At 68.0% G+C, this 25,791-nt stretch carries 21 protein-coding genes; 11 read left to right on the forward strand and 10 right to left on the reverse strand.

Translation table 11 applies throughout. The annotated features are described in order from the left end of the window. Positions 1–5: 5 nt before the first annotated feature. The 6 genes from CFB43_RS29155 to CFB43_RS29180 all read right to left on the reverse strand — a co-directional run bounded on the left by CFB43_RS29155 (position 6) and on the right by CFB43_RS29180 (position 6,856). Positions 6–380, reverse strand: a complete 375-nt coding sequence (locus tag CFB43_RS29155) for a BON domain-containing protein (protein ID WP_089498183.1) — start codon at positions 378–380, stop codon at positions 6–8. 51 nt (positions 381–431) lie between these two features. Further along, entirely contained in the window at positions 432–1,493 is a 1,062-nt protein-coding gene (locus CFB43_RS29160) for a porin (protein WP_089497598.1), read from the reverse strand. A 119-nt stretch (positions 1,494–1,612) separates the two neighbouring features. Then, the gene (locus CFB43_RS29165; RefSeq protein ID WP_089497599.1) at positions 1,613–2,911 is read right to left on the reverse strand and encodes an MFS transporter; all 1,299 of its coding nucleotides are present in this window, start codon (positions 2,909–2,911) and stop codon (positions 1,613–1,615) included. Positions 2,912–2,955: 44 nt separating this feature from the next. Further along, entirely contained in the window at positions 2,956–4,107 is a 1,152-nt protein-coding gene (locus CFB43_RS29170) for a CaiB/BaiF CoA transferase family protein (RefSeq protein ID WP_089497600.1), read from the reverse strand. Then, complete coding sequence (locus CFB43_RS29175) at positions 4,104–5,291, reverse strand: acyl-CoA dehydrogenase family protein (RefSeq protein WP_089497601.1); 1,188 nt, start codon at positions 5,289–5,291, stop codon at positions 4,104–4,106. The genes CFB43_RS29170 and CFB43_RS29175 overlap by 4 nt, the downstream gene beginning before the upstream one ends. A gap of 11 nt (positions 5,292–5,302) precedes the next feature. Next, entirely contained in the window at positions 5,303–6,856 is a 1,554-nt protein-coding gene (locus CFB43_RS29180; RefSeq protein ID WP_089497602.1) for an AMP-binding protein, read from the reverse strand. A gap of 101 nt (positions 6,857–6,957) precedes the next feature. On the opposite strand from CFB43_RS29180, the gene CFB43_RS29185 reads away from it, so the two are divergent. Beyond that, positions 6,958–7,848 carry a LysR family transcriptional regulator gene (locus CFB43_RS29185; protein WP_089497603.1) on the forward strand — a complete coding sequence of 297 codons (891 nt, stop codon included), beginning with the start codon at positions 6,958–6,960 and terminating at the stop codon, positions 7,846–7,848. A gap of 144 nt (positions 7,849–7,992) precedes the next feature. Beyond that, positions 7,993–9,330 (forward strand): MFS transporter, encoded by a 1,338-nt coding sequence (locus CFB43_RS29190; RefSeq protein ID WP_089497604.1) that lies wholly within the window; start codon positions 7,993–7,995, stop codon positions 9,328–9,330. 131 nt (positions 9,331–9,461) lie between these two features. Here CFB43_RS29190 and CFB43_RS29195 read toward each other — a convergent pair whose 3' ends face one another. Together CFB43_RS29195 and CFB43_RS29200 are read right to left on the reverse strand one after the other, a co-directional pair. Then, positions 9,462–10,469, reverse strand: a complete 1,008-nt coding sequence (locus tag CFB43_RS29195) for a 3-hydroxybutyryl-CoA dehydrogenase (protein WP_089497605.1) — start codon at positions 10,467–10,469, stop codon at positions 9,462–9,464. Beyond that, positions 10,466–11,590, reverse strand: coding sequence for an NAD/NADP-dependent octopine/nopaline dehydrogenase family protein (locus CFB43_RS29200; RefSeq protein ID WP_089497606.1), 1,125 nt, complete (start codon positions 11,588–11,590; stop codon positions 10,466–10,468). The genes CFB43_RS29195 and CFB43_RS29200 overlap by 4 nt, the downstream gene beginning before the upstream one ends. A 150-nt stretch (positions 11,591–11,740) precedes the next feature. Between CFB43_RS29200 and CFB43_RS29205 the strand changes: the two genes are divergently transcribed. Both CFB43_RS29205 and CFB43_RS29210 read left to right on the forward strand, forming a co-directional pair. Beyond that, positions 11,741–12,715: an AraC family transcriptional regulator gene (locus CFB43_RS29205; RefSeq protein WP_089497607.1), complete on the forward strand. Its 975-nt coding sequence runs from the start codon at positions 11,741–11,743 to the stop codon at positions 12,713–12,715. Next, positions 12,712–13,746: a LysR family transcriptional regulator gene (locus tag CFB43_RS29210; RefSeq protein ID WP_089497608.1), complete on the forward strand. Its 1,035-nt coding sequence runs from the start codon at positions 12,712–12,714 to the stop codon at positions 13,744–13,746. Before CFB43_RS29205 ends, CFB43_RS29210 begins: the two co-directional genes overlap by 4 nt. A gap of 96 nt (positions 13,747–13,842) precedes the next feature. Here CFB43_RS29210 and CFB43_RS29215 read toward each other — a convergent pair whose 3' ends face one another. Beyond that, entirely contained in the window at positions 13,843–14,583 is a 741-nt protein-coding gene (locus tag CFB43_RS29215) for a TetR/AcrR family transcriptional regulator (protein WP_089497609.1), read from the reverse strand. Positions 14,584–14,728: 145 nt separating this feature from the next. Between CFB43_RS29215 and CFB43_RS29220 the strand changes: the two genes are divergently transcribed. From CFB43_RS29220 to CFB43_RS29240, 5 genes are all read left to right on the forward strand, one after another. Continuing rightward, on the forward strand, positions 14,729–16,420 hold the full coding sequence (locus CFB43_RS29220; RefSeq protein WP_089497610.1) for a bifunctional 3-(3-hydroxy-phenyl)propionate/3-hydroxycinnamic acid hydroxylase: 1,692 nt from the start codon (positions 14,729–14,731) through the stop codon (positions 16,418–16,420). Then, positions 16,411–17,481: a VOC family protein gene (locus CFB43_RS29225; RefSeq protein WP_089497611.1), complete on the forward strand. Its 1,071-nt coding sequence runs from the start codon at positions 16,411–16,413 to the stop codon at positions 17,479–17,481. The genes CFB43_RS29220 and CFB43_RS29225 overlap by 10 nt, the downstream gene beginning before the upstream one ends. 37 nt (positions 17,482–17,518) lie before the next feature. Continuing rightward, a complete protein-coding gene (locus CFB43_RS29230; RefSeq protein WP_089497612.1) occupies positions 17,519–18,475 on the forward strand; it encodes a fumarylacetoacetate hydrolase family protein in 957 nt (318 codons plus the stop codon). Continuing rightward, a complete protein-coding gene (locus tag CFB43_RS29235; protein ID WP_089497613.1) occupies positions 18,472–20,481 on the forward strand; it encodes an acyl-CoA synthetase in 2,010 nt (669 codons plus the stop codon). The genes CFB43_RS29230 and CFB43_RS29235 overlap by 4 nt, the downstream gene beginning before the upstream one ends. Before the next feature lie 287 nt (positions 20,482–20,768). Continuing rightward, positions 20,769–21,506, forward strand: a complete 738-nt coding sequence (locus CFB43_RS29240) for an OmpW/AlkL family protein (RefSeq protein ID WP_089497614.1) — start codon at positions 20,769–20,771, stop codon at positions 21,504–21,506. A gap of 134 nt (positions 21,507–21,640) precedes the next feature. On the opposite strand, the gene CFB43_RS29245 is transcribed toward CFB43_RS29240, so the two are convergent. Then, complete coding sequence (locus CFB43_RS29245) at positions 21,641–22,759, reverse strand: porin (protein WP_089497615.1); 1,119 nt, start codon at positions 22,757–22,759, stop codon at positions 21,641–21,643. 411 nt (positions 22,760–23,170) lie between these two features. Here CFB43_RS29245 and CFB43_RS29250 point away from each other — a divergent pair, with 411 nt between their 5' ends. Together CFB43_RS29250 and CFB43_RS29255 are read left to right on the forward strand one after the other, a co-directional pair. After that, positions 23,171–24,565 (forward strand): spinster family MFS transporter, encoded by a 1,395-nt coding sequence (locus tag CFB43_RS29250; protein WP_089497616.1) that lies wholly within the window; start codon positions 23,171–23,173, stop codon positions 24,563–24,565. Between the two features lie 178 nt (positions 24,566–24,743). Further along, a complete protein-coding gene (locus CFB43_RS29255; RefSeq protein ID WP_089497617.1) occupies positions 24,744–25,736 on the forward strand; it encodes a PDR/VanB family oxidoreductase in 993 nt (330 codons plus the stop codon). Positions 25,737–25,791 lie beyond the last annotated feature (55 nt).

Below are 25,791 nucleotides of genomic sequence, written 5' to 3' on the forward strand. Positions count from 1 at the left end.
GCGCGTCACAACGGCTGGCTGTCGATCCGCAGCAGGTTCACGACCGACACGACGCCGTCGACGCCCCGCGCCGCCTCGGCCGCGAGCGCCACCTGGCCCGTGTCGGACACCGACCCGGCAAGCGTCACGACACCGTCGCGCACGCGTACCAGCACGCGCGTCGCATTCAGCCCCTGCGTGCGGGCCAGCGCCGCGCTCACGCGCCGCATCAGCTTGCGGTCGGCCGCCTTGCGCTGCCTGACGACCGATGCCGCCGCCGGCGCGGCAGCGACAACCGGCGCGGATGAAGGCGCAACTGTCGCGTCCGATTGCGCCAGCGCCGGCGTCAGTGCGGTACAGCACGTTGCGATCGCCAGCACGATGCGAGAAACGGACTTCATCAGGATTTTCATAAGGATTCCTCTTTTCTTAGAATGAGAAAAACGCCGCGTTCAGAAGCGCGTCATCATCCCGAGCGTCGCGCCGGTCGTCGCACTCGCGCCCGGTCGCAAACCCAAAGCGGCGCGCGTCACGGGGTCGCGCATATAGGCGCCCGTCATGCCGTTGCGATCGAGTTCGACGTACAGTTCGGTGCGCTTCGACAGGAAGTACTCGGCAACCGCGTAGACCGTCAGCTTGTTGCCGTCGGCACCCGGGACGTTGCCGATGCGGCGCGCGATGTCGAAGAAGCCCGCTGCGGAAAACTGCAACCGCGGCGTCGCCTGCACGAGCAGCGCGAGCGACGGAATATCGTCGTGTCGCGTCGGCGCGCCGGCGCGTTGTGCGGTCACGGCCAGCGACGCGTAGCTGGCATACAGGCGCGCGGGCCCGAACTGCAATGTGCCGCCCGTCTGGATCGTCTGCGCGGATTGCGTGCCGTCGGCGCTGTACGTCTTCGAATAGGACGCGCCACCCATCACGTTCGCGAACGAATACATTGCCGCCGCCGAGAAATTCGTCCCGGCGCGCGTGTTGCCCGCGACCCCACCCGGCGAATAGCTCGCGCCGAACCTCAGGCCGCCCGCCTGGCCGAGATACTTGATCGTGTTGTTGAAGCGCGAATCGAGCGTGAAGAAGTTGCCCGCGAACTGCACGCCCGGCTCGACCGCCAGCGATTGCCCGCGCCCGCCGAGCGGATCGAGTGCGATGCCGAGATCCTCGGCCGCATTGAACTGGCGGCCGAACGTGAATCGCCCGAACGCGCCCGACACGCCGACATACGCGGCCTGCGAGAACAGCGTGCCCGGCGTCTTCAACGCGCCGGTGCCGGTGTTGTACGCGCCGTCGAGGACGAACAGCGCGGTCGTGCCGCCGCCCAGGTCCTCCTTGCCGCGAATCCCGAACTCGTTGCCGGCGATGATGTTGGTGCCGTTGAAGCCCACCTGGCTGCCGCCCTGTTGCCCGTTGACCCATCGCACGCCGCCGCCGACCTGGCCGAACAGCGTCACGCTCGACTGCGCGTGCGCGCTTCCCCACAGCGTGCCGATCAGCGCCGCCGCGATCATCTTCTTCATGTCTCCTCCTGCCGCGTCGTCGCGCGGCGTTTCGTGGTACTGCTCCCGTCGAAAGGCGCCGCGGCCCGGCTGGCGGGCCGTACGCCGAATGCGATGCAATGCGATGTGCGCGGCACGCGCTAGCGGCCGCACGCGCCGACCGTCGGCGCGGCACGCTCCGTGTCGCCCGCGAGGCGCCGCAGCGAACGCTGCGGATCGAGGCACCAGGCGCCGAGCACGCCGCACGCGATCAACACGACGCCGCACACGACGCCCGCCTGTTCGAAACCGCGCGCGACCGACGCGCCGCTCGCCTCGATCAGCATCCCGGTAACGACCGGCGCGCCGAGGCCCGCGAGCGACGCGAAGCCGTTGCTGAGCGCGAGCACGCCGCCGCGCTGCGCGTCGGGCGTCACCTCGGCGAGCATTGCGGGGCCGATCGAGTACATCGTCAGCGTCAGGCCGCTGCCGAGCGTCAGCAGCACGAGCTTCGCCGCGCGCGGCAGCTCCGGCACCGGCAGCATGGCGAGCATCGCGCCGGCGATGGCGAGCGTGACGGCGATGAACGTGCCGCGCCCATGGCGCGATGGCATGCCGCGCGCGAGCAAGGTTTGCGACAGCCAGGCCAGCGCGAGACTGAGCGGCGACGTGACCGCGACGAACAGCGCGAACATGCGCCCCGCCTCGTGCGGCCCGAAGCCGAGCCCGAGCTGCAGGTAGGTCGGCATCCACGTGAGCGTCATCGCGAGAATCCAGTTCGCCGCGAAGTGGCCGAGGAAGTTGCCGAGCACCGTGCGGTCGGTGAGCAGCCGCCCGTACGGCACGCGCTCGCCGCCGCCCGCGCGCGGGCCGCGCGACAGCGTGCCCTCCTCGCCGAGCACCGCCCACGCGACGCACCACACGGCCCCGAGCACCGCCAGCACCGCGAAATTCGCGCGCCAGCCCCAGTGCGACGTGACGACCGGAATCGCGAGCCCCGCGATCAGCAGGCCGAGCGCGCTGCCCTGGTGCAACAGCGCGACCGGGAGATTGCGCCGTGTATCGGGAAACCATTTGTAGATCGCATGCGTCGCGACCGGCGATGCGGGCCCTTCGCCGATGCCGAGCAGCACGCGGCACGCGATGACGACCCAGATCGAGCTCGCGGCGAGCATCGGCAGTTGCAGCAGCGCCCATGCGGCCGCCATCGCGAACAGCAGCCATTTCGCGGGCCAGCGGTTCGCAGCGATACCGCCCGCGACCGCCGCGACCGCGAACAGCCAGTTGAGGCTGCCGCCGATCACACCGAACTGCGTCGGGCTCAGATGCAGGTCGCGCATCATCGGCACCGACACGAGGCCGAGCACGACCTTGTCGAGAAAATTCACCAGCATCATCAGCGCGAGCATCGTCGCGATGGACCACGCCCGTCCGGGGCGGTACTGCGCACCATTCGTCATGGCTGTCTCCTGTGTATTTGTCGTCGGCGGCCGGTGGCGTCGCGCTATCCGCCGCCGTGCTCGCCGGGCGCCGGCACCCGGTCGTCACGGTCCGGCAGGCCGAGCGAGAACTTCACCGGGAAGCGCACCGCGAGCGACCGGTCGGCCGCCACCTCGCGGGCGACGCCACGCTCGCGCACGTGCGGATCGTCGAACACCGCGGCCGCGTCGGGCACGCGCGACACCGGCAGCCCGAGCGTGCCGAGCGCGCGCATCCAGTCGTCCTGCGTGCGCGTCGCGAAGGTCGCGCGCAGCAGCGCACTCAGCGCGTGCCGATGCTGCTGCCGGCCCGCGCGCTGCGCGAAGCGCGGTTCGCGCAGCGCCGGATACGCGTCGCCGAGCGCATCGGCGAACACGGCCCAGAACTTGTCCTCGAGCGTCGCGAGCACGAGGTGCCGGCCATCGGCGGTCTCGAACAGGTCGTTGTCGGGCATCACCCAGCGCGCCGTGTCGGGCGTATCGCGGCCGGTGCGCAGCGCCCACGCGGCCGGCGCGGTCCACGCGAAAATCGCGTCGTGGATCGACACGTCGAGATGCTGGCCGCGCCCGCTCGTGCGGGCGCTCATCACGGCCACCGCCAGCGCGAGCGCGGCGTGCAACGCGGCCGCGTGATCGGCCAGCCGCACGCGCGGCCGCGCGACGGTGTCGTGCAACTGCGCGGGCACCGACCAGTAACCGGCGTCGGCCAGGAAGTTCAGGTCGTGGCCAGGACGGTTCGCATACGGGCCGTGCTGCCCATAGCCGGTGATCGAGCACAGCACGACGCGCGGGTTCGCGTGCGCCAGCACGTCGTAGCCGAGCCCGAGCCGCGCCATCACGCCGGGCCGGTTGCCTTCGACCACCGCATCGGCGTCGCGCACGAGATCGAGAAAGCGTGCGCGGCCGTCGGACGTCTTCAGGTCGAGCACGATCGAGCGCTTGCCGCGGTTGAACTGCGCGAACGTGTCGGCGCCGAACTGCCGCAACGCGTCGCCGCCCGGCGGCTCGACCTTGATCACGTCCGCGCCGAGCTGGCGCAGCAACGCGCACGCATGCGGCCCGGGCAGCAGCTGGCCGGCATCGACGATCCGCACGCCGCGCAGGCACGACCAGGCCGGCGCGTCGCCGTCACCATCGGCGGCCGGCCACGCGCCACGTGCGTCGTCGCGGGCCGTCATGCAGCGCCTCCCGCGCCGGCCGGCTCGAGAATCGCCTTCGCGATCGTGTTGCGCTGGATCTCGCTGGTGCCGGTCAGGATCCGGAACATCCGCAGCTTGCGGAACGTCTGCTCGACCGGATGGCCGCGCGTGACGCCGACGTTGCCGTGGATCTGCACGGCCTTGTCCGCGACCTCGAAACAGCGCTCCGACACGTAGAGCTTGCAGGCGGCGGCCGTCATCCGCAGGTCGGCGCCCGCATCGGCGAGCGCGGCCGTATGCGCGATCATGCTTTCGCATGCCCACAGCGCGGCGGCCATGTCGGCGAGCATGTGCTGGATCGCCTGGAACCGCGCGATCGGGCCGCCGAACTGCCGGCGCGTGCGTGCGTAATCGAGCGACGCCCGGTACGCGGACATCGCGAGGCCGAGCATCGTCGGGCAATGCAGCAGCCGGTTCACGTTGATGCGCGACATGCCGAGCCGGAAGCCGTTGCCGAGCCCGCCGAACACGTTCTCGCGCGGCACGCGCACGTCGACGAAGCGGAGGTCCGCATCGATGTGCTGGCCGGACATCGGCACGTATTCGTGCTCGACGCTCACGCCGGGCAGGTCGAGATCGACCAGCACGGCCGTGATCTGCGGCGGCGTCGCGGACGCATCGGTCACGCACATCACGATCGCGAAATCGGCGAACGGCGCGCCGCTGATGTAGTGCTTCGTGCCGTTGATCACGAGCGCATCGCCGTCCTCGACCGCCGCGGTGCGGATGCTCATCGCGTCCGAGCCCGAGTGCGGTTCGGTCAGCGCGAAGCACGTCGATTTCTCGCCGCGCATCACCGGCTTGAAATAGCGATCGAGCTGCGCGGGCGTCGCGTACTTCAGCATGTTGCCGACGCGCGGCGGCCCGCCGAGTTCGCCGAGCACGTGCGGCGCGAGCGCCGCGCCGCTCGCGGCGAGGTCGGCCTTCAGCGCGCACACCTCGGCGATCGACAGCCCCTGCCCACCGATCTCGACGGGCAGGCTCGCCGTATAGAAGCCGAGCGCGGCGGAGCGTTGCCAGACGCGGCGCAGCACGTCGCGCGGCCACACGTCTTCCGAGTCGAGCCGCAGCTCGCGCTCGATCGGGCGCAGTTCGTCGTCGACGAAGCGCAGCACGGCCGCACGCAGCGCGACGAATTCAGGGCGTTGCAGATGATCGAACATGGTGGATTCCTTCAGTTGACGCGGCGCGTGACACCGCGCCAGTACGGCTCGCGCACGAGCTTGCGGGCGATCTTGCCGTTCGCGTTCTTCGGCAGCTCGGCGACGAAATCGATGGAGCGCGGCAGCTTGTAGTCGGCGAGCTGCGCGCGGCAGTGCGCGACCAGATCGTCCGCCTGCGCGTCACGGCCGGCACGCAGCACGACCACCGCCTTCACGGCCTCGCCCCACTTGTCGTCGGGCACGCCGACCACGCAGGCCTCGAGCACGCCCTCGTGCCGATAGAGCGCCGCTTCGACTTCGGTTGGATACACGTTGAAGCCGCCCGAGATGATCATGTCGTGCTTGCGGTCGACCAGATAGATGAAGCCGTCGCGGTCGGTGCGCGCGAGGTCGCCCGTGTGCAGCCATCCGTCGACCAGCACCTCGCGCGTCAGCTCCGGCGCATTCCAGTAGCCCTGGAACACGTCCGCGCCGCGAATCACGATCTCGCCGATCGCGTCGCCTTCGACTTCGCGCCCGTCGGCATCGACCACCCGCACCTCGGTTTCACCGAGCGGCCGGCCGCACGATCCAAGCCGCTCGCGATCGTGCAGCAGCGCGTGCGCGTGGTCGGCGATGCCGAGCCGCGTGACGCCCGACGTCGATTCGCTCGCGCCATAGCCTTGCGACAGCACGGGGCCGATGCGCGCCCACGCTTCCTCGATGCGCGCCGGCGCCATCGGCGCCGCGCCGTAGCCGAGCACCTTCAGGCTGCGCAGGTCGGCCTGCGCGAGCTCCGGCGCGTTCAGCAGCATGTTGACCATCGCCGGCACCATGAACGTGTGCGTGATGCGCTGGCGCGCGACCTCGGCGAGGAAATGCGCGGGCTCGAACGCGTCGAACAGCACGAGCGTCGCGCCGCAGAACAGGTAGGGCTGCATCAGCATCCCGGACGCATGCGTGATCGGGCCGATCAGCGCGAGCCGGTCGCCGGGCTGCGCGGGGCGATCCATCCCCAGCACGATCTTGCGCAGCGACGCGAGGCGGTTGCCGTAGCTCTGCATCGCGGCCTTGATGCGCCCCGTCGAGCCGGACGAGAAATGCAGCACGGCGAGGTCGTCCGGCGCCGGCAGATGGTCGGGCGGCGTATCGCTGCCCTTCGCGACCAGCGTGTCGTAGTCGAGATAGCCGGTCGTCGCACCGCCGATCGACACGAACCGCTCGACCGACGCAAAGCCCGGCGAATCGGGCGTGTAATCCGTGTAGCCGCGCCCGCCGATGAACGCGGCGGGTGCGCAGTTGCCGACGACGTCGGCCGCCTCGGCCGCCGTGAAGCGCGGATTCAGCGCGGCTTTCACGAGGCCGGCCTTGTAGAGCGCGCATTCGATCTCGACGAGCTCGATGCAGTTGCGCGCCTGCACGGCGATGCGGGTGCCGGGTGCGAAGCCGAGGCCGCGCAGCGCATTCGCGAGCCGTGTCGAGCGCTCGTCGAGCTGGCGGTACGTGACGGCGCGGTCGCGGTGGATCACGGCGGGCTGGCTGCCCCAGTAGCGGGCCGCGCGCCGCAGGAAGTAGGCGAAGCTCAAAACGATTCTCCTGGTCGAACAGTGCCGCCAGTCTGTAAGATGCCCAGGCATCACCACAATGCATCACCGGATATAAAGTCATAACCGACAGGAATCCCCCGATGGATACGCGCGATCTGGAGTACCTGCTGGCCGTCGAGCGGCACGGCAGCATCGGCAAGGCCGCCGAGGCGCTGGGGCTGTCGCAGCCGGCGCTCACGAAAGCCGTGCAGCGGCTGGAAGGGCAAGTCGGCGTGACGCTGTTCGAGCGCACCGCGAACGGGATGACGCCGACGCCGGCCGGCGCACGCTTCGTCGCGCGGGCGCAGCGGATCGCGCTCGAGTTCGATGACGCGCTGCAGGAGATGCGCGCGATCCGCGGCGGCGAACAGGGCGTGGTGCGGATCGGCTACTCGCCGACCGTGCCCAATGCGTTCGTGCTCGGCGCGTGCCGGCAACTGATCCGCGAGCGGCCGGCCGCGCGGCTGCGGTTGCGGTGCCGGCTCGCGCGCGAACTGCTCGACCTGCTCGCGGCCGGCGAACTCGATCTCGTCGTCGCGCCCGAACCGCAGCAGCAGGACGCCGGCCTCGACACCATCGCGCTGTTCGACGACCGGCTGGCGGTGCTCGCCGACGCCGCGCACCCGCTGCAGCGCAAGCGCGGGCTCACGCTCGCGGATCTCGCCGACCAGGAATGGCTGCTGCCGGAAGCGACGATTCCCGTGCGGCACCGGATCGACGACGCGTTCCGCGCACGCGGCCTGCCCGCGCCGCGCCTGCGCATCGAGACGGACTTCGGCAATACGTCGCTGCTGCAGCTGTTGCGCGGTACGCCGCTGCTGTGTGTCGGCGGCGCGGATGCACTCGATCAGGTGACCGGGTTGCGCGCGCTCGACCTGCGGGCCGGCGAACTCGACCTGGAGCGCCGCATCGGCGCGATGCACCGGGCAGGCGCGTACGTGCCGCCGCTGGCGCAGCGGATGATCGCGCTGCTGCGGGAAAGCGTGGGGTAGGCGCGGGGACGCGCCGCGACCATCATCAGCGGGAGTGATGACCCTCCCCTTTTTCTGCGGATTTGACCGGGCGCACGGTGCCGACAACACTAGCCCGCAGTGCTGCTCAGACGGCACGCGCCCGCCTCCCCTTCAGAGTCCGCCATGGTCCCGACCGACATCATGCAATCCCCGAGCGCCGCCCGGCCGCTCGCCGACCGGCAGCTGCGCCGGATCGTCATCGCCTCCGTCGCCGGCAACGCGATGGAGTGGTACGACTTCTTCGTGTACGGCACGGCCGCTGCGCTCGTGTTCGGCCATGTGTTCTTCCCGCCCGGCGCATCGGCGCTCACGGGCAGCCTCGCCGCGTTCGCGGCCTTCGCGCTCGGCTTCGTCGCGCGGCCGCTCGGCGGGATCGTGTTCGGCCACGTCGGCGATCGCTACGGGCGCAAGGCGTCGCTCGTGTGGACGCTGCTGATCATGGGCGCATCGACCTTCGCGATCGGCCTGCTGCCGACCTATGCGCAGATCGGCGTGTGGGCGCCGGCCGCGCTCGTCGTGCTGCGTCTGCTGCAAGGCATCGCGTCCGGCGGCGAATGGGGCGGCGGCGTGCTGATGATCAGCGAGAACGCGCCGCCGGAACAGCGCGGCTACTACGCCGCGTGGAGCCAGCTCGGCGTGGGCGGCGGCTTCGTGCTGTCGTCGGCCGCGTTTCTCGCCGCGCAGACGCTGCCGGACGACGCGTTTCGCACCTGGGGCTGGCGGCTGCCGTTCCTCGCGAGCATCGTGATCTTCGCGATCGGCATCTACATCCGCCGTCATCTGCCGGAAAGCCGCGACTTCGAGCAGGCCGGCAAGCGCGGCGCGCACACGCACCTGCCGATCGTCGAATGCATTCGTCGCCATCCGAAGGAAATCCTGCTCGCGATGGGGCTGCGCGTGGCCGAGAACGGCTGCGCGTACATCTTCCTCGCGTTCTCGCTCGTCTACGGCAAATACGTCGGCATCCCGAACGGCGTGATGCTGACCGGCGTGATGATCGCGATGATCGTCGAGATGGGCGCGATGCTCGCGTGGGGCAAGCTGTCCGACCGGATCGGCCGCAAGCCCGTGTACCTGATCGGCGCGCTGAGCCTCGTCGCGTGCGCGTTCCCGTTCTTCTGGCTGCTCGACACGCGCGTGACGCCGCTCGTGTGGCTCGCGCTCACGGTCGGCACCGCCGTGAGTCACGGCGCGATGATCGGCACGCTGCCCGCGCTCGTCGGCGAGCTGTTCAGCACCGAGGTGCGTTACTCGGGCGTCGCGCTCGGGCATGAAGTCGCGTCGATCTTCGCGGGCGGGATGTCGCCGCTGATCGCGACCGCACTGCTCGCGCGCTATCACGCGTCGTGGCCCGTCTCGCTGTTCCTTATCGCGCTCGGCCTCGTGACCGTCGCGACGCTATGCGTGATGCGCGAGACGCGCGTCACGCCTGATGCCGGCACGCGCGGCGACACGGTGTGAGCGTGCGGCACGTGCCGGCCGCCTGCGCTTCCGTTCCCGTGCGCTTGCCGGCGGGTGTCGGACACACCGGCTCACGGTGCCACGGGCGCGCTTTCGTGGCACGGCGAGCGCGCGCGACATCGACATCCGCGCTACGCATCCTGCCTGCTTCGCCCGCCGTCGAACACCGGCGCCAGTCCCAGATGATCGAGCAGCCGCGCGAATTCACCGAGCCGCTGCCGCATGTAGGCGGGCACGTCCACGTCCGCATAGTCGTGGAAGCCGGCCCCCGTGCGCACCCCGTCGCGCCCGGTTTCCATGTTGCGCACGACGCTCGCGGCCGGCGCGAAGCGCGGGCCGATCTCGCCGGCCAGGTACTTCGACGCGTAGTACAGGATGTCGCAGCCGCCCCAGTCGATGAATTCGAGCAGCCCGAGTACCGCGAAGCGCGGGCCGAAGCCGGTGCGGATGGCCGTGTCGATATCCTCCGCGCTTGCGACACCCTCCTCGACCATCCGCGCGGCCTCGTTCATCGCGAGCGCCTGGATGCGCGGCACGATGTAGCCGGGCGCCGGCCCGCAGATCACCGGCTTCTTGCCGACACGTTCGAGCAGCGCGGCGAGCGCATCGACCACCGGCTGGGCGGTGGCGTCGCTCCGGCTGATCTCGACGAGCGGCATCAGCAATGCAGGATTCAGCCAGTGCGCGTTCAGCATCCGTTCGGGGTGTGCGACATGGCGCTGCAACTCGGTGACGACGAACGTCGACGTGGTCGACGCAATCGTTGCGTGCGCATCGACATGATCGCCGAGCCAGCGCAATGCGTCGGCCTTCGCGTCGAGCACTTCGGGCAGTGCCTCGAATACGACGTCTGCATCACGCACCGCATCGGCCGCACCATCCCGAGAAACGATCTCGATGCGCGAGACCACCGTATCGACCTGTGCGGCCTCGATGCGGCCGAGCGCGATCTGCGCATGCAACGGCCTCGCGAGCTCGTCGCGCGTGCGATCGTCGAAGGCGCGTTGGCCAGCCGCATCGCGCCGCTTGAAGTCGATCAGCGTCACGTCGAGGCCCGCGAAAGCAAACACGAGCGCGATCCCCTGCCCCATGCGTCCCGCGCCGAGCACGTGCACGCGCGTCAATTCGGCCGCGCTCATGCTGAAACTCCCTCAACGTCCGCGACTCCGTTGTCGAGCAGCGCACGCATCGCGTCCTGCGACAGCGCCGCGATCCCGAGCCGCTCCAGCGTGCGTCCTTGCGCATACAGGTCGCGCACCGCGACCGCGCTCGCGATGCTCAGCAGCCCCTGCGCAACCGGCGTCGGCACGCCGGCCCAGCGCCCGCACGACACGATGAACGACAGCCCGAGCCGGGTGTCCTCGAGCATGTAGCGATGGGCACGCAGATCGATCTTCTCGCGCCAGTCGCCGCTATCGGTCAGCTTGCCGTGCGCGCCGCGCCCATACATCCATTCGTCGCCATCGGCCGCATAGTGATCCGCGAGCGGGAAATGCGGCGCGCGGTAACCGAGCGCTTCGCGCACCGCGATGCGTTCGGCATCCAGCGCGTTCGTCACGCGACGGATCGACGGCTGCGTGCCTTCGTTGTGGATGTCCCATGCGTCGAAGTGTTCGAGCGGCCCGGCGTTCATCAGGATCAGCGGCGGATGGATCACCGGCCCCGCGTTCATCAGCGCACCGGACAACGCATCCTCGACCGGTTCGACCGACGGATAGCCCGCGCGCAGCACGTCGAACGCCCAGCCGGCCGCGTTCGCGGGAAATACACCGGTCGGCAAGCGTGTCGCATAGGCACTGATCACGACGTCGTTGTCGCCATGCTTGCGCACGAGGTACGGCAGCGTGCCCGTCTCGGCGAATGCGACGCGCGAACGGTTGCCGGCATCGGCCGCCGCCTGCGCGAACACGAAGCTGCCGAACGTGCCGGGCGGCAGGAACACGACCTGGCCGTCCTCCAGCAGCGGCGCGACCTGCGCGGCGAGCGCTTCGTGCGACGTAGCCGGCAGCGGCACCACGACGAGTTGCGCACCGCGCAGCGCGGCCGCGAGCTCGCCGGTCAGGCGAATCGCACCCGGCGCCTCGCCGAGCGGTACCGCGCGCGTGCCGCGATAGTCGGTCACGCTCAGTACGCCGAGCTCGCGCAGCCGTGCATGCGGCTCGCGGTCGCGCCGCCACCACGTCACGTCATGGCCTTTCTCGAGCAGGTCGATCGCCGCCGCGTGGCAGCCGTGGCCGCCGCCCAGAACACATACCTTCATCGTCTTCTCCCGGTGATTGAGTGTTTCCGAGACTACGCGGGCGCTTTCACCGCGTCGCTTCAGAACGCGCAACGGCACGCCCGTTCGCGCAACGCAATCGCGGCGATCCGCATGCCGCCGCGCCCGCCGCATCCGCTACGAGGTCCGTGAATGGATATCGCCCTGTCCCGCCATGCGCCGAACCGGCTCGGCGCGCTGCACGCCCCCGACGAAGTCGAACGCGCGGTCGCCCATCGGCTCGGGCCGCACCGGATGGCCGCGCGTGGCCGTGATCCGTTTCATGCGGAGCTGTACGAAGTGCCGCTGCATCACGGCGCGCTGCTCGAACTCTGCTATGGCCGCGAAACGCGCATCGATTTCGGCGACGACGCCGAGCACTTCCTGTTCAGGCTGACGCTCGCCGGTGCATGCGAGCTGCAGGCCGGCAGCGTCATTGCGCGCGCCGGCCCCGGCGAGCTGACCGTGTCGTCACCGGCGCTCGCGAGCCGCCTGAGCACGAGCCCCGATTGCCGCAACCTCGTGCTGCGGCTCGAACGCGGCGCGCTCGAACGCAAGTTGCAGGACATGCTGCAAGCCACGCTCACGCGGCCGCTGCAGTTCGATCTCGCGGCCGGCGGTGCCGGCGCGGGCGCCGCGCTGCTGCTGCCGACCTTCGAATACCTGTGCCGGCTCGGCGCGCAGCCGGGCCTCGGCACGGCCGCGACGACCTTCGGCGCCGACCTCACTGCGTGGCTGATGTCGCTGCTGCTCATGCACCTGCCGCATTCGTACAGCGATGCGCTCACGCGCGGTACGCCGCCGCTACCGGCGCACGTGCGGCGCGCGTGCGATCACGTCAATGCACACCTCGGCGAACCGCTCGCACTCGCCGCGCTGGCCGCGGTCGCGGGCGTCGCGCCCCGCACGCTGCAGCACGCGTTCCGCGCGTTCCTGCACACCACGCCGGCCGCGTACGTGCGCGAATGCCGGCTCGCCGCCGTGCACGCGGCGCTGCAACGCGGCGACGCGCGCAGCGTAACCGACGTGCTGATCGCGCACGGCATCCATGGCTTCGGCCATTTCGCGAAGGCGTATGCGCGGCGTTACGGCCACGCGCCTTCCGTCACCGCGAGGCAACCCCGATGACGCACTCCGCACCCGGCCGTTCGGCGGCCCCGGCCCGCACCGAACCCGCATCGCACGACAACGACCCGTCCGAACTGCGCGTGCAGGATCTCGATCTCAACTTGCTGAAGACGTTTCGCGCCGTGTACGAGGAGCGGCACGTCGGCCGCGCGGCGCTGCGGCTCGGCGTCACGCAGCCGTCCGTCAGCTACGCGCTCGGCCGGCTGCGGCTGATGTTCCGCGACGCGCTGTTCGTGCGCACCGGCACCGGCGTCGAGCCGACACCGCGCGCGCAGCGGCTCGCGCTGTCGGTCGACAAGGCGCTCGCGATCCTGCAGGACGTGCTCGACGAAGGCTCGCGCTTCACGCCCGACAGCACGCAACGCGTGTTCCGCCTGCACATGAGCGATTTCGCGGCGAGCGCGTTCCTGCCGACGCTGCTCGCCGCGTTCGATCGCCGCGCGCCGGGTGCGGTGATCGAGACGCTGCACGTCGACGAATGTCAGCTCAACGTCGCACTCGAATCGGGGCGTATCGACTTCGCGCTCGGGCATTTCGCCGACGCATCGAGCCACTTCCAGCGCACCGCGCTGCTGCACGAGCGCTGCGTGCTGCTGATGCCGCGCCGCACCGCGCAGCGCGTCGCGCTATCCGACGATTACGTGCTCGATGGCGACGCGCCCGACACGCTGCGCTTCGTCGCGGTCACGTCGCATCCGCAATCGATGCAGTTGCTGGAGCGGCACGGGCTGATGCCGCGCGTGCGCGCGGCGCTCCCCGATTTCATGGTGGTGCCCGCGCTGCTGCAGGACGGCGACTATGCGCTGATCCTACCGGAGACGATCGCGATCACGTTCGCGGCGCGGCAACCGTGCGCGCTGTACGAGATCGCCGGGGCGGGCGAATGGGCCGTCAACGCGTACTGGCACCGGCGCTTCGACGCCGACCCCGGCCATCGCTGGCTGCGCGCGCTGCTGCTCGAACTGTTCAACATCGGCGAGCTGGCGCCGTTCGACGCGTGGCTCGCGCCGCAGCCGCCCGCCTGCGCATAGCGGCGCGGACGGGCTGGTCCGACGGCCACGATCATTTGGCACTGGATGCTGCATGATGCGTCGCAAGCTGCGACGGGCAGCGCAACACGTCGAAAACTACATTTGACTCGGTCGAACGGCAGGCAACGGCCGGCGAGCGATCTCCTCAGCCTCGGCACGTGCGAGCCCGAGCGCTTGCAGCAGCACCGTCGCCGTGCGCTCGGGGAAATCTTCGTTGCCGAATCCGAGTGCCGCGAACCCGCGCGCCATGGGGTTGGCCGGCGCGTCGAACTGCAAGTCCGCCGCAATCGCGGCGAGCACCGTGCCTCCCACCGAAAGGACCGACAGCAGCGGATCCGCGACGACGAACCGCCCGGCGGCGGCACCTTTCTGCACATCCCGCAGGAGCCGCTGACCGAGCCCCTGGCTCAACGCGCGCGCGGACAAGCCTTCCCGGATCAGGAATTGCCCCCATACCGGTTCGCGACGCGCGCGCAGCAGCGTGTGCCGCACCGACACCGAAATGACTTCGGCCGGATCCGATAAATCCGCGGCGCAACGATCGAGCGTATCGGCGAAATCCTCGAACACCCAGTCCACGAGCGCCGTGTAGATCGCTTCTTTCGATTCGAAGTGGTTGTAGAACGAGCCGAAGCCGACATCCGCGGCCTCGGTGATCTCATTGATGGCGACACCTTCCGCCCCTTTTTCTGCCATCAGCCTGAGCGCGGCTTCGAGCAACCGGGCGCGCGTTTCGCGCTTGCGGCGGGCGCCGCGCGGCTCGCGTTCGGAAGCAGCCGTGTCTGGGATGGCCTCGGGGGGACGCTTGTCCACACGGGACGTGGGTGATTTCGCCATGGCATGTCGGTCGGACAGAGGAATCCGAGTATACGTTCAAGCATCATAATTGACAAAATCATCAGTTATGAGTTGAATGTCACTTATCGGCCGAACCGAGCCGGACGAATCGATCAATGGAGTGCTTGTGGAGACAAATGCGCAGATGGGCGCCCAGCCCGACGGTGAGCACCATCCCAGCCCGGAAGCCGCCGAAGGCTTGCCTTCGAGCGTCGACGTGCTGATCGTCGGCTTCGGTCCGGTGGGTGCCGCCGCAGCCAACCTGCTCGCGCGCGATGGCGTGAATGTGCTTGTCGTCGACAAGGCGACCGACATCTACATGGCGCCCCGGGCCATCGCGCTCGACAACGAGGCGCTGCGCATTCTTCAGCTCGTCGGCGTGACCGAGCACGACCTGGAAACCGTGGCGATCCCCTGCGTGAAGATGCGTTCGCCGCTGCTTGGAGAGTTTGGTCACGCCAATACGCTGGGCAGCATCGATGGACATCCGAAGCTGGTGACGTTTTATCAACCGGACCTCGAGCGATGCCTGCGCCACCGGTTGCGGCAATACGACTGCGCGCGGGTGGCGCTCGGCGTCGCATTGCGCGGCATCGAATCGGGACCGGAGTCCATTACTGCAACGCTGGATCTCGGGCCGGGGCGTACTCATGATGTCCAGGCGCGCTACCTGATCGGCGCCGACGGCGCGAGCTCGCTCGTCCGTCAATTGATCGGTCAGGAATTCAAGGGCAAGACTTTCGTCGAAGACTGGCTCATCGTGGACGCCCGTCACGTGCCACGCCCGATCGACCACATCGAATTCATTTGCGATCACCGGCGGCCAACGCCGCACATGACGGCACCCGGCGCGCGCGAGCGCTGGGAATTCATGCTGCGGCCCGGCGAGACGCGTGAGGAGATGGAGTCCGACGCACGCATCCGCGCGTTGCTCGCGCCGTGGGGCAATGTCGACAACATGGTGGTCGAGCGCAAGGCGGTCTACCGCTTTCACGCGCGGACGGTCAAGGCGTTCAGCCAGGGACGCGTGTTCCTCGCGGGCGACGCAGCCCATATCACGCCCCCCTTCGTCGGGCAGGGACTCGTTGCCGGGCTGCGCGACGTCGCCAATGTGTGCTGGAAGCTCGCGGCCGTCGTTCACGGGCACGCAGCGCCGCGGATTCTCGCCACTTACGATCAGGAACGTCGGCCGCATGTGAAGGCGATGATTCGCTTTGCACGGCTCATGGGGAGGCTGGTGATGCCGCGCAACGCCGCCGTCGCACTTGTCACCCACGGCCTGATGCGCGCAACGCGGCTCGTGCCGAAGTGGCGCGCCTATTTCGAAGAACTGGAGATCAAGCCCAGGAATATCTGCCGGCGCGGGCTCTTCGTCGCAGGCCGCACGCGATCCGGTCTCGTGCGTGGCGCGGTCGTGCCGCAGGGCTGGGTTCGCAGCGCCGACGGCCGCGCCTGCCTGAGCGACGACGTGCTCGGCACGGGCCTCACCTTGATCGGATTCGGTCGCGACGCAGGCGCGGCGCTCGATGCCCGGACGGCCGCGGCATTTGCCGCCTCGGGCGGAACGGTTATCCAGATCGCGCATCGCGGGCAGCGGCTGCATCTTGGCCCGAACGGCGGTTGGGAGGATCTCGAGGGCGCCTTCCTGCCGCGCGTCGCACCGTTCGGCTGGGCCGCCGTTGTGCGTCCCGACCGGGTGATCGTTCACGACGGGCCGGCGAGTGAAGCGAATCGTCTGATCGCGGAATCGCTGGCTTTACTCGGCACGCCAATCGGTGCAATGCCACCCGCAGCCGAACCCGCTCAATCTCGTCTGAGGCCTTCGTCATGCAACTGACCACACCGCAACCGGCACGTCATCCGCGCCCTATGACCAAAGCATCCGGCCTGGCGTACCTGATCTTCGATCGCACGGACCTCGTCAAGGCCGAGCGATTCCTGAACGACTTCGGACTACGTACCGTTTCGCGTGACAGCGAGCGGTTGTTCCTGCGCGGCACGGACCCGGCGCCATTCTGTTACGTTGTCCGGCAGGCGTCCAGAGACCGCTTCGTCGGCTTCGGCTTGCGTGTGAATCGCATCGAAGACCTGCATGCGCTGGCACGCGTGCCCGGTGCATCGGACATCGAGGGGGCCGATGCGCCGGGCGGCGGCCAACGCGTGCGGCTTGTCGATCCGTCCGGCTTCCGAGTCGATGCCGTGTTCGGGCAGGCATTGTCCGGCGCGTTGCCGCACCGGGCGCCCCTGCCGTTCAACACGGCGCAGGCCGCCGCCCGTATCAACGAAACGCAGCGCCCGCCGTCGGGGCCGCCGGAAGTCATCAAGCTCGGGCACGTGGTGCTGGAACTCGCGGATTTCCAGAAAACCTGCGCGTGGTACACGCAGCATTTCGGGTTCATCCCGAGCGACGTGCAACTCCTTCCCGACGGTTCACCCGCGGTGACGTTCATGCGGCTCGATCTCGGCTCGACCCCCACGGACCATCACACACTCGCGCTGGCCCAGGGTTTCGCACCGCTCTACAGCCATAGCGCTTACGAAGTCGTGGACGCCGATGCGGTCGGCATGGGCCAGCGCGTATTGCGTGACCACGGATGGACGCATGCATGGGGCATCGGGCGGCATGTTCTCGGCAGTCAGATCTTCGACTATTGGCAAGACCCGTGGGGCGACAAGCACGAGCATTACTGCGACGGCGATCTGTTCACGTCCGAGGTGCCCCTGGGTGTGCATGCAGTCAGTCGTGAAGCGATGTCGCAGTGGGGGCCGACGATGCCGCGCAGTTTCACCCAACCCAAATTCACGCTCGCCAGCGTGACCGCGCTCGTCCGCAGTCTCCGGCGCAGCCCCGACGTGACGGTAGGCAAGCTGAAAGCGCTCGCCAGGCTGTTTGCGTGACGCGGCGCCCATTCGTCCATCCATTCGAGGCACACTCATGTCATTGCATGTCCTGCACTACAAGCATCAAGGCCGCGCCCAATGGGGCGTCATTCGCCATGGTGCGATCACGCCGATTCCAGGCGAATTCGCGACGACCGCCGACTTCGTTCGCGCGAACCCGATCGAGACGTTGCTTACGCTTTCCGGGCCGACGATCCCGGAATCGAACGTCGAGTGGCTCTCCCCCGTCACGCGCAATCAGCAATTCGTGTGTCAGGGCGCGAACTACCGGCAGCACATGATCGAATCCGGCATGGACCCCGACGCGAAGACATTCAACATGATCTTCGCGAAGGCGACGAGCTGCATCGCGCCAGCCGATTCGCACGTCGTGCGGCCGCGCGGCGTGCGCTTTCTCGATTACGAGATCGAATTGGGGCTGGTCATGAAGCGGGATGTCACGGCTCGCCAGCGGATCACGCTCGCGAATCTGCACGAGTACCTCGCAGGTGTCGTCATCGTGAACGATTACTCGGCGCGCGACGTACAGATTCCGCAGATGCAGTTCTACAAGGGCAAGAGCTACCGGACGTTCGGACCGGTCGGCCCTTACCTGTGCATGCTGGAGGCGCACGACATCCCGAAGCTGCGCGGACTGGATCTGACGCTGACCGTCAATGGACAGGTACGGCAGAAGGATTCGACGGCCAATCTCGTCTATGGACCGGCCGAAACACTGGCCGAGCTGTCAGGCGTTCACGACCTGCATGTCGGCGACCTGATCGCGACCGGCACGCCATCCGGCTGCGCGTTGAGCGTTCCGTCGCCGGTGAAGCAACGTATCGCCGGGCTGCTTCCCGAGGCCGCCAAATGGCGCATGTTCATGAAAATTCAGGCCGGCAGAAGCCAGTATCTGCAGCCCGGTGACATCGTCGAAGCGCACATCGCCAGCGCGGACGGACTCATCGATCTCGGCGTGCAACGCAATCGTATCGTGGAAGAGGTCGCATGAACGAGATTGCCAATCAGACGGACGTTATCGCAATCGAGGCGAGCGGTCCGCCGGCGGATTTGCCGGCCAGCACGTACGAGATGATCTGCCGCGGCGCGGCACTCGATCCGTCCGCGCCTGCCCTGTCGTTTTTCCTGCGCGCCGACGATCATCGCAACGTCGCGCGCTGGACTTATCGCGAACTGGTCCGCGACATCACGCGCACTGCGAATCTCTTCACCCGCCTCGGCGTGCAACGGGACACGGTGATCGCTTATATCCTGCCGAACCTGCCCGAAACGCATTTTGTGATCTGGGGCGGCGAGGCGGCGGGGGTGGTCTGTGCGATCAATCCGCTGCTCGAGTCAGCCGCGATCGCAGACCTGCTGAACGCGGCAAGGGTGGAAGTGCTCGTGACGCTGGCGCCATTTCCCGGCACCGACCTGTGGTCAAAAGTCCAGCCGGTGCTCGATCGGGTCGACACGCTCCGGCATCTGGTACTCGTCAATCTCGCCGATCGCGTGCGGGCACCGAAGCGGTTTGTCGCCTACCTGCTGCAGCGCCGGGAATGTGCGAGGTTGTACGGCTCCGGCGGTGTGCGTGGCGCGGTGCCCGAACGAATCGGGATCCACGATTTCGGTCGATCGGTCGCGCGGGAATCGGGGGCGGCGCTCGACAGCGGCCGGCATTTCCATCCCGAGGACCATTCATCGTATTTCTGTACCGGCGGTACGACCGGCTTGCCCAAGATCGCGATGCGCCGCCATGGCAACGAAGTCGCCAATGCCTGGAGCGTCGGCCAATTTTTCGGTGCCGGCATGGGGCCCGGCAAGACCGTCTTCTGCGGACTGCCGCTGTTTCACGTCAATGCCGTGCTGGCGACCGGGCTCGTGCCCTTCTCGCGCGGCGCCCATGTCGTGCTGGGCACACCGCAAGGCTATCGCGGGGAAGGTGTCGTCAAGCGCTTCTGGGAATTGGTCGAACACCATCGCATCAACTTCTTCAGCGGCGTGCCGACGCTCTATGCGTCACTGCTCGACGTCCCGATCGCCGGCAGAAACATCGATTCGCTCGAATATGGCCTGTGCGGTGCGGCTCCGATGCCGATCGAAGTGTTCCGGACGTTCCAGGAACGCACCGGGATCCGAATTCTGGAAGGTTATGGCCTGACCGAGGGCGCGTGCGTCAGCAGCATCAACCCGCCGCTCGGCGAGCGCCGCCTCGGATCGATCGGACTGCGTGTCCCGGGCCAGACGATGAAGGCGATCGTCGTCGATGACGATGGCCGGTTTGTCCGCGACTGCGTCGCAAACGAAGTGGGCCTGCTCGTCATCGCGGGACCGAACGTCTTTGCCGGCTACCTGCAACCGGAACAGAACAGGGAACTCTGGCTTGACTTGAGTGATGGACGCCGCTGGCTCAACACCGGCGATCTGGGTTGTGCCGATGAGGACGGCTATTTCCGGCTCACGGGCCGCAAAAAGGACCTGATTATCCGAGGTGGCCACAATATCGATCCGGCAACGATCGAGGAGCCGCTACATCGCCATCCGGCGGTTCAGATCGCGGCTGCAATCGGGCGACCGGACGCGCATGCCGGCGAATTGCCGGTGGCCTACGTACAGCTCAAGGCGGGCGCACATGCCACCGAGGATGATCTCGCGGAATTCGTACGCGGAGAAATCGGCGAGCGCGCGGCACTGCCGAGGCAGATCCGGATCGTGGACACGATGCCATTGACGGCCGTCGGGAAGATCTTCAAGCCTGAATTGAAGCGACGTGAAACGGCCGACGCGCTTCGCTCCGCACTCAACGAGGCCGGCATGGCCAACGCCCGCGTCACCGTCGAAAGCGATGCGTCGCGTGGTGTGTCAGCGCATATCGCGCTTGCGGACCCGGCACTCGAAGCGCAGGCAGTTGCGGTGCTGGGACGCTTCCCCTTCGCATTCACTATCGATGCAACGGTGCGGTCGCCGGTCGATGTACACGCGGACGACGGACCGGCCGACCACGAGCGGAACCGATAACGGCGACGTGGCGCACGCTTGCAACGGCTGACCGGAGCGCGACATTGCCCGACCCTTGATGTCGGCGGTGTCGCCCTTGGCGGCCATGACGTCGAAGCGGATCGTCGTTGATACCCATTTTTTTTCGATCATTAACTTAGTAGTTCGAACTTAAAAAATATGATCACACGGCGAAAGAGTATCGACCGGCACGCTTGAATTTCCGACAAAACCATAGACCGCCGACCTCGAAACCTCAATAAGGCCGTGGCGCGACACAGTTTGATCCACCAATGGAAGGAGACGAAATGGAAGACAGGAAGACGTTGAGAACGGTTGGCGTGGCGGCGCTTGTCTGTGCCGCGGCATTTGCCGCCCCCGCAAACGCGCAGTCGAGCGGCAGCATGCAACTGGGGATCGGCTGGCTGCATGTCATGCCGCAGGGAAACGCGGATCCCATCGTCGTCGAAAGCGTTGCCGGTGCACCGGTGAATCAGCAGCAGGCCGGGACTGGCGCTCATGCTGATACCTCGGACGCCGCGAGCTTGATGGCGGAATACTTCGTGACGGACAATATCGGCATCGCGTTTCTGGCCGGCACGCCGTTTACGACCGACCTGGTCGGCAGCAACTCGCTGGCTGCGTTCGGGGTGATCGGCAAAACGAAACCGATGGCGCCCGTTCTCGAAGTCAGATATCACTTTCGTTCGGCCGATGCCAGATTCAGACCATTTGTCGGACTGGGCGTCAACTACACGTGGTACTCGAAAACGCGCATCGTCAATCAGGCGTTCCTCGACGCGACATGCGGGCCCGGCTGTACGACTCGCGCGTCGCTCAGCGCTTCGTGGAATCCGACGTTCGAGCTCGGTGCGAACTATGCGCTCGCCAAGCATTGGTCGATCAATGCGTCCCTGTCCTACATCCCGTTGTCGACCACATTGACGACGAATGCCGCGTCCCCCAGCGGCGTCGATATCGTGACAAAAATGCGCGTCAGGGTGAATCCGATCGTTACCCACCTCGATATCGCTTACACATTCTAGTGCTCGCGGACAAGCATCGGCCGGAACGTCGCTTCCGGGTCGTTCGCCCGTTCATTGTCCCCGGCCAACGGGCAAGCAGCAGGCGCCGCATGGCGCGGAAAAAGCGCCCGCCCCCGTGAAACAGGATCGATGCATCAGAACGACGTGAGGATGCCCGCGACGATCGAACTCGCGGTCGCGCCCGGCTTCGCGACCGCGACACCCCCACCCGCCGCGCCGTTCACGACGAAGCGTGCATGCGCGCCGTTGCGCACCATCGCGGCGCCCGTGTACAGCACCGTGCGCTTCGACAGCGGATAGTCGAAGCGGATGCCGTACGAATCGGCGTTGCCGTCGCTGTCCGCGACCTTGCGGTAGTGGCCCACGCTCAGCAACAGCGACGCACGCCCGATCGGCACCGTCGCGCTCAGCTCCATGATGTCGCTGTGCGGATACGCGCTCTGGCTGTCGATCGCGGTCGCAACGTCGGGGGCGCCGCGATGGCGCATGTACAGCGCGGCCACCTTCACGACGCTGAAGTCGTACGAAATCGCGCCGAGCGTGTAGTTGCCGTTCGCGGCCGGGCTCGTGCCGCCGAGCGCGGACGCCGCCACCGGGCTGAACTTCTGCTGCATATAGTCGACGTCGACCGACAGGCCGCCGCGCACGTAGTTGAGCCCCGCGCCGTACGTATCGCCGAGTGTCGCCGGCTGCCCGGCCGCGCCGTTGGTGCCGCGCGCGGCCATCGCGCGCAGCATGAAGCCCGCATAGCGCGGCGACGTGTAGCGCATCGAGTTGCGCACGCGCAGGAACGCGGGCCCGACGAAGTTGTTCGTCGCATTGCCCCACGCGAGCCCCGCGCCGAGGCCCGGCAGGCTGTACGTGACGAGCGTCGTGTGCAGGATCGTGTAAAGCTCGCCGAACTGCACGCCGCCGAACGGCCCCGTGATGCCGACCCACGCCTCGCGGCCGAACAGTGCGCTGCTGTTCGACAGTGCGCCGCTTGCCGCGTTGAAGCCATCTTCCAGCTTGAAGATCGTCGCGTAGCCGCCGCCGAGATCCTCGACGCCCTTCAACCCCCACTGCGACGCGAACAGGTTGCCGCTGCCCATGCGCGTCACGTGGTTCGGCCCGGCGTTCGCGTATTCGATCGCGGTGTCGACGCGGCCGTAGAGCGTCACGCTCGATTGCGCGAAGGCGGGCAACGCCGCGCAGGCAAGCAGCGCGGCAAGCGGTACGGCAAGCCGGTCGGCCCGCCCGTTCGGTTGGTTCATCGTGGTCGTCCCGTAGAGTCTGCGGCGCAGTTCGGCGCCGCGCCGCGTGGTATGAAGCGCGTTCGCCGCGAAGGGCCAACGCTGCCGATCAAAAACGGGCCGAGTCTAGGAACGACAATTTCGGACGTCGACGCAATGCGCTCTATAACGCTTATAGATGCGCCGCATGAGGCACGTGCGCCCCGCCGCACGCGCGCTGCGCGGCGGCCGGTGCGCGGGACCCTGGTGTTTTCTTTATCCGGGTCGGTAAATGCCCGTGTGGCGCGGCTGTCACTCCGGCTATGGCGGCTGAATTTGGCCGACTACGCTGCGTCTCCGATACGTGCCCCCCGCACGCCTTCGCGCCGCGACAGCGCACGGCCCGCCAGGCCGCTGCCGCGCGTTTCCACCGCCCGCTCCTGGAGAATCCGCATGTCCGCATCCACGGCCCGCGCTGCCGGCAAGCGCTATACGTACGAATGGTATGTCGTCGTCATCTGCATGCTCGCGTACGTCTTCTCGTTCGTCGACCGCCAGGTCCTCGTGCTGATGATCGAGCCGATCAAGCGCGACCTGCACCTGTCCGACACGCAGTTCAGCCTGCTGAACGGCTTCGCGTTCTCGCTGTTCTATGCGGTGATGGGGCTGCCCGTCGCCTATCTCGCCGATCGTTACGCGCGCCCGCGCATCATCTCGCTCGGCATCGCGCTGTGGAGCGTCGCGACCGCCGCGTGCGGGCTCAGCCAGCACTTCGTGCAGATGTTCATCGCACGGATGGGCGTGGGTGTCGGCGAAGCCGCGCTGTCGCCCGGCGCGTACTCGATGCTCGCCGACTACTTCCCGAAGGAGAAGCTCGGGCGCGCGATCGCCGTGTATTCGCTCGGCTCGTTCATCGGCGGCGGTGTCGCGTTCCTGATCGGCGGCTACGTGATCGCGCTGCTCAAGCATGCGAGCGCGTTCACGCTGCCGGTGGTCGGGCAGGTGCATGCGTGGCAGGTCACGTTCCTGATCGTCGGGCTGCCGGGGATCCTCGTGGCGCTCCTGTTCGCCGCGACCGTGCGCGACCCGCAGCGCAAGGGGCTCGCGCAGGATCGCTCGGGCGCGGTGCGGCGCGTATCGATGCGCGATTCGCTGCGCTTCGTCCGCACACATCGCGCGACCTTTTCGTGCCACTACCTCGGCTTCTCGTTCTACGCGATGACGCTGTACTGCCTGCTGAGCTGGACGCCCGCGTTCTATATCCGCCGCTTCGGGATGACGGCCGTCGAAGCCGGCTACACGCTCGGCATCGTGCTGCTGGTCGCGAACACGGCCGGCGTGTTCTGCGGCGGCTGGCTCAACGACTGGCTGCTGCGGCGCGGCCGCGAGGATGCGCCGATGCGCGCCGGCGCGATCGGCGCCGCGTGCATGGTGATCCCCGCGACGCTGTTCACGCAGCTCGACTCGCTGCCCGCGTCGCTCGCGATGCTCGTGGTCGCGATGTTCTTCGCGTCGTTCCCGATGCCGACGTCCACCGCCGCGATGCAGACGCTCGCGCCGAACCAGATGCGCGCGCAGATCTCCGCGCTGTTCCTGCTCGTGTCGAACCTGATCGCGCTCGGGATCGGCACGACCGTCGTCGCGCTGTTCACCGACCGCGTGTTCGGCGCGCCGGCGGCGGTCGGTCATTCGATGTCGATCGTCAACGTCGCGGCGGCCACGCTGGCCGCGCTGCTGCTCGCCGCCGGGTGCCGGCACTATCGCCGCAGCCTCGATCGCGAACGCGGCCTGGCGTCCGCCGCCGCGCCGCACGCAGCCGAGACGGGCAACGCGATCGCCGCGCGCTGAACACCGGGCGAGATCGGGCGCAATCAGGCGCAATCGCGCCGCCCGCCCATCATCCATCCCACTGATTCAGGTATCGCTTTTTAATCGATTTGATTTATGCGATGCCCATCCCTATTCTCGATCGCATGACGGCGCGGTGTCTGCCGCGCCGCGCGCCCTCTACCCCACGGATTGACCCATGCAAGCGAACCGCCACCAAGTCCGGATCGACGCGCTGATCGACGCGGCGCAGGACATCCGCTGTTTCCGGGTGTCGCGCGTCGACGGCCAACCGTTCGACGCGTACGAACCAGGCGCCCATATCGATGTGACCGCGCCGTCCGGTATCACCCGGCAGTACTCGCTGTGCGGCAACCCCGACGAGCGCGGCAGCTACCTGTTCGCGGTGAAGAAGGAAGCGCAGTCGCGCGGCGGCTCGCGTTCGCTGCACGACGATGTGCAAGTCGGCGCCGAGCTGTCGATCGGCGCGCCGCGCAACCTGTTTCGTCTGACGGATGACGCGAGCGAGCACGTGCTGATCGCGGCCGGCATCGGCATCACGCCGCTGCTGTCGATGGCGTATGCGCTGCACCGGCGCGGCGCACGCTACCGGTTGCACTACTTCGCACGCAGCCGCGAGCATGCGGCCTTCGTCGCGGAGCTGTCGGCCGAGCCGTTCGCGTCGCACGTGACGTTCCACTACGGCGTCGAGCCCACAGCGCTCGCGGTCGAGCTGAACCGCTGCGTCGAATCGGTCGACGCGCATGCACACGTTTATACATGCGGCCCGGGGCCGTTCATGGATGCGGTCGTCGCGGCGGCCGCGACGCGCTTGCCGGAAGATTCGATCCATCTCGAACGCTTCGCGGCGGAACCGGCCGCCGCCGATGCGGGCAATGCCGATGCCGGCGCCGGCCCGGCCGCCGACGGTTTCGAAGTGCGCCTGCAGCGCAGCGGGCAATCGGTACGCGTCACGGCCGACACGTCGATCGTCGACGCACTCGCACGCATCGGCATCGAAGTCGACACGTCATGCGGCGAAGGCGTGTGCGGCACCTGCATGGTGCCCGTGATCGACGGCGAGCCCGATCATCGCGACCATTGCCTCAGCAAGGCCGAGCGCGCGAGCAATACGGTGATCTGCTGCTGCGTGTCGCGTGCGCGCTCCGCGGTGCTCGTGCTCGATCTTTGACGCGCGAGGTCCGGGGCGATGTCCGTCAAGGACATCGCGCGCGCTCGAACTGCTC

This window comes from Burkholderia sp. AU15512 (assembly GCF_002223325.1).
Lineage (GTDB): Bacteria > Pseudomonadota > Gammaproteobacteria > Burkholderiales > Burkholderiaceae > Burkholderia.

Bases quoted from the DNA above. Each gene is read 5' to 3' on its own strand.
- CFB43_RS29250 (WP_089497616.1), top strand. From the start codon at position 23,171: ATGTCCGCATCCACGGCCCGCGCTGCCGGCAAGCGCTATACGTACGAA.
- CFB43_RS29200 (WP_089497606.1), bottom strand. From the start codon at position 11,590: ATGAAGGTATGTGTTCTGGGCGGCGGCCACGGCTGCCACGCGGCGGCG.
- CFB43_RS29160 (WP_089497598.1), bottom strand. From the start codon at position 1,493: ATGAAGAAGATGATCGCGGCGGCGCTGATCGGCACGCTGTGGGGAAGC.
- CFB43_RS29240 (WP_089497614.1), top strand. From the start codon at position 20,769: ATGGAAGACAGGAAGACGTTGAGAACGGTTGGCGTGGCGGCGCTTGTC.
- CFB43_RS29225 (WP_089497611.1), top strand. From the start codon at position 16,411: ATGCAACTGACCACACCGCAACCGGCACGTCATCCGCGCCCTATGACC.
- CFB43_RS29175 (WP_089497601.1), bottom strand. From the start codon at position 5,291: ATGTTCGATCATCTGCAACGCCCTGAATTCGTCGCGCTGCGTGCGGCC.
- CFB43_RS29170 (WP_089497600.1), bottom strand. From the start codon at position 4,107: ATGACGGCCCGCGACGACGCACGTGGCGCGTGGCCGGCCGCCGATGGT.
- CFB43_RS29215 (WP_089497609.1), bottom strand. From the start codon at position 14,583: ATGGCGAAATCACCCACGTCCCGTGTGGACAAGCGTCCCCCCGAGGCC.
- CFB43_RS29190 (WP_089497604.1), top strand. From the start codon at position 7,993: ATGGTCCCGACCGACATCATGCAATCCCCGAGCGCCGCCCGGCCGCTC.
- CFB43_RS29255 (WP_089497617.1), top strand. From the start codon at position 24,744: ATGCAAGCGAACCGCCACCAAGTCCGGATCGACGCGCTGATCGACGCG.
- CFB43_RS29220 (WP_089497610.1), top strand. From the start codon at position 14,729: ATGGGCGCCCAGCCCGACGGTGAGCACCATCCCAGCCCGGAAGCCGCC.
- CFB43_RS29205 (WP_089497607.1), top strand. From the start codon at position 11,741: ATGGATATCGCCCTGTCCCGCCATGCGCCGAACCGGCTCGGCGCGCTG.
- CFB43_RS29230 (WP_089497612.1), top strand. From the start codon at position 17,519: ATGTCATTGCATGTCCTGCACTACAAGCATCAAGGCCGCGCCCAATGG.
- CFB43_RS29155 (WP_089498183.1), bottom strand. From the start codon at position 380: ATGAAGTCCGTTTCTCGCATCGTGCTGGCGATCGCAACGTGCTGTACC.
- CFB43_RS29195 (WP_089497605.1), bottom strand. From the start codon at position 10,469: ATGAGCGCGGCCGAATTGACGCGCGTGCACGTGCTCGGCGCGGGACGC.
- CFB43_RS29165 (WP_089497599.1), bottom strand. From the start codon at position 2,911: ATGACGAATGGTGCGCAGTACCGCCCCGGACGGGCGTGGTCCATCGCG.
- CFB43_RS29210 (WP_089497608.1), top strand. From the start codon at position 12,712: ATGACGCACTCCGCACCCGGCCGTTCGGCGGCCCCGGCCCGCACCGAA.
- CFB43_RS29245 (WP_089497615.1), bottom strand. From the start codon at position 22,759: ATGAACCAACCGAACGGGCGGGCCGACCGGCTTGCCGTACCGCTTGCC.
- CFB43_RS29235 (WP_089497613.1), top strand. From the start codon at position 18,472: ATGAACGAGATTGCCAATCAGACGGACGTTATCGCAATCGAGGCGAGC.
- CFB43_RS29185 (WP_089497603.1), top strand. From the start codon at position 6,958: ATGGATACGCGCGATCTGGAGTACCTGCTGGCCGTCGAGCGGCACGGC.